This window comes from Aminiphilus sp. (assembly GCF_029975095.1).
In the GTDB taxonomy this organism is placed as follows: Bacteria; Synergistota; Synergistia; order Synergistales; family Aminiphilaceae; genus Aminiphilus.
Window position 1 is genome coordinate 1 of the sequence record NZ_JARKPW010000146.1, and the last position, 2726, is coordinate 2726.

Annotated in this window: 4 protein-coding genes; all 4 read left to right on the top strand. The window is 52.4% G+C overall.

Going from position 1 to position 2726, the window contains the following annotated elements:
- Positions 1 to 1351 (top strand): IMP dehydrogenase (gene guaB, locus Q1K49_RS08905; protein WP_300525234.1); only part of this gene is annotated, 1351 nt, incomplete at its 5' end.
- Positions 1352 to 1370: 19 nt separating this feature from the next.
- Entirely contained in the window at positions 1371 to 1559 is a 189-nt protein-coding gene (locus Q1K49_RS08910) for a hypothetical protein (RefSeq protein WP_300525237.1), read from the top strand.
- Positions 1560 to 1686: 127 nt separating this feature from the next.
- Positions 1687 to 2220: a ribosome maturation factor RimP gene (gene rimP, locus Q1K49_RS08915; RefSeq protein WP_300525240.1), complete on the top strand. Its 534-nt coding sequence runs from the start codon at positions 1687 to 1689 to the stop codon at positions 2218 to 2220.
- A partial coding sequence (locus Q1K49_RS08920; protein WP_300525242.1) for a NusA N-terminal domain-containing protein occupies positions 2204 to 2726 on the top strand: 523 nt, incomplete at its 3' end. The genes rimP and Q1K49_RS08920, both read left to right, overlap by 17 nt.

A 2726-nucleotide genomic window follows, 5' to 3' on the forward strand; every position in this document is an offset into this window, starting at 1 on the left:
TGCCGTGAATGTTCCCATCTGTAGCGCCGCCATGGATACTGTGACAGAAGCGAGACTGGCCATTGCGGTGGCCAGAGAGGGTGGTTTGGGGATCATTCACAGAAACATGCCTCCGGAGCAGCAGGCGGGAGAGGTGGATAAAGTCAAGCGATCGGAATCGGGTGTCATCGTGGACCCGTTTTACCTCCACCCCGAAAACCGCGTGGAGGACGCCGTATCTCTCATGTCGCACTATCACATCTCAGGAGTTCCCATTGTTGATGGTGAACTCCGTCTGGTCGGCATCATCACGAATCGGGATCTTCGTTTCGTTACTGACTACGAACAGCCGATTTCCTGTATCATGACCAAAGAGAATCTCATCACCGCGTCGGAGGGTACGACTCTTGAGGATGCAAAGAGCATCCTCATGAAGCACAAGGTGGAAAAGCTGCCGATAGTAGACAAAGAGGGGCATTTGAAGGGGCTCATCACCATCAAGGATATCCAGAAAGCCAAGGAGTTTCCGAATGCCTGCAAGGATTCCAGAGGGAGACTTCGCGTCGGTGCCGCTGTCGGTGTAGGAGCGGATGTTTCCCGAAGAGCGGAATTGCTTGTTTCTTCCGGGGTGGATGTGCTTGTGGTGGATACCGCGCATGGACATTCTCGAGCCGTTCTGGAGATGGTTCGGTATCTGAAGAAAACCTATCCGGAGATCGGCATTGTAGGAGGAAACATCGCAACGGGAGATGCCGCGAAAGACCTCATCGAAGCCGGGGCCGATGCAGTGAAGGTCGGTGTGGGGCCCGGATCCATCTGCACGACAAGAATTGTTGCCGGCATAGGTGTTCCTCAGATCGCCGCGGTATTTCAGGTTGCCCAGGTTGCCCACGCTCTTGGCAAAATGGTCATCGCCGATGGAGGCATCCGTTATTCCGGAGACATTGTCAAGGCTATCGCCGCAGGTGCGGACGTGGTCATGGTCGGTTCCCTTTTTGCCGGAACCGACGAAAGCCCAGGGGAGGTTGTCATTTTTCGTGGACGCTCGTTTAAAAGCTACAGAGGGATGGGATCACTCGAAGCCATGAAGGGCGGGTGCAGCAAGGACAGATATTTTCAGGAAGGAACCAAGGAGGAGAAGCTGGTTCCGGAGGGAATAGAAGGACTCGTCCCGTACAAGGGCGGATTCGGTGCCGTCATGTATCAATTGGTGGGAGGACTTCGGTCCGGCATGGGGTATGTCGGTGCGGCGTCGATCAAGGACCTGAAAGAGAAGGGGAAGTTTGTGAAGATTACTCCTGCATCCATGAAGGAAAGTCATCCCCACGACGTGACCATCACCAAGGAGGCACCGAACTACTGGATGGAATGACAGCGAGGAGGTGCTCGTCGTGTCTCCAGGACGATTGTTTTTCCTCGATCAGAACGAGAAGCAACGCGCATGGATGGGAAACCTCTTTCTGCCTGCGTTGGAGGAGGAAGTGTTCGGAGACTCCCTGATGGATATTCCTATCGAAGAATCCTTCAGTGTCGGATTGAACGAATGGTGGCCGGATTTTATCGTGGGAGACTGCTTGTAGAGTCTTGGGTCACATGCTATACTCCATTCGTAGAGATCGTGTGGACGGGGAGGATTGTCGAGAAGAGTGGGCGGTGCCCACTCTTCCTTTTTTGTGTCCCCTTCCGTGGAAAAACGGAGGTGTCGTCGTGAAGGAGCGAGGGAAAAATGTCGCTCTCCAGAGGGACGTGGTCGTGCGTTGCGTCGAAGAGCTTGGATTCGAGTTCGTCGACCTGGAATGGACCGTGGAGAACGAGAAGAGGATTCTACGCGTTCTCATTGATTCCATTGGTGGCATTACCATCAAGGATTGCGAAATAGTCTCGAGAAAAATCAACGCTGTGCTTGATGAAATGGATTTTTCAAGTGAAAAATATTTTTTTGAGGTGAGTTCGCCTGGGGTTGAACGTCCCCTTGTAAAGTATTCTGATTTTCTGAGATTCCTCGGCAAGAAGGCGCTTGTGCGCATCTCCAAAGGAAAGGGAAAGCATCGGGATGTCGTGGGGCGTCTTGCTTCAGTGTCGGAGCTTGCGGTGACGCTTGTCTTGGAGGATGCTTCCGAGGAAACGATTCCTTTCGATACAATTACTCGAGCTCATCTTGTCTTTGAGATTGAAGAGAGCGGTCAAAAACAGCAAAAGAAGAAGAGCGGGAAGGAGAAGGATCATGCAGTTAGGTCGTGATTTCCTCAAAGCACTTCGCCAGATAGAAGAAGAAAAGGGACTTCCCATTGAAATCATCGCCTCGAGCCTGGAGGCGGCACTGGTTTCGGCGTATCGGAAACACAAGGGAGGTGATCAGAACCTTGAGGTTCATCTCGATCTGGAAAACGGAGAGATTTCTCTTTTTGAAATTCGAATGGTCGTAGAAGAAGTGTCTTCGCCTGATCTCGAGTTGTCCCTCGCGCAGGCACATGAAATGGGCTATTTGGACGTCGTGCATGGAGATGTCATCAGAATTGAAGTTTCCCCGGAGGGATTCGGAAGAATTGCGGCACAGACCGCGAGACAGGTCATCATCCAACGGATCAAGGATGCGGAACGACAGGTCATCTTCGACGAATTTGCGAACCGCGTGGGAGATCTTGTGAATGGAATCATCTTCAAGACCGAGGGCGAGCACATCCTCGTTCGGTTGAACGACCGCACCGAAGCGATTCTCCCTCGGGAGGAACGGATTGTAGGTGAAA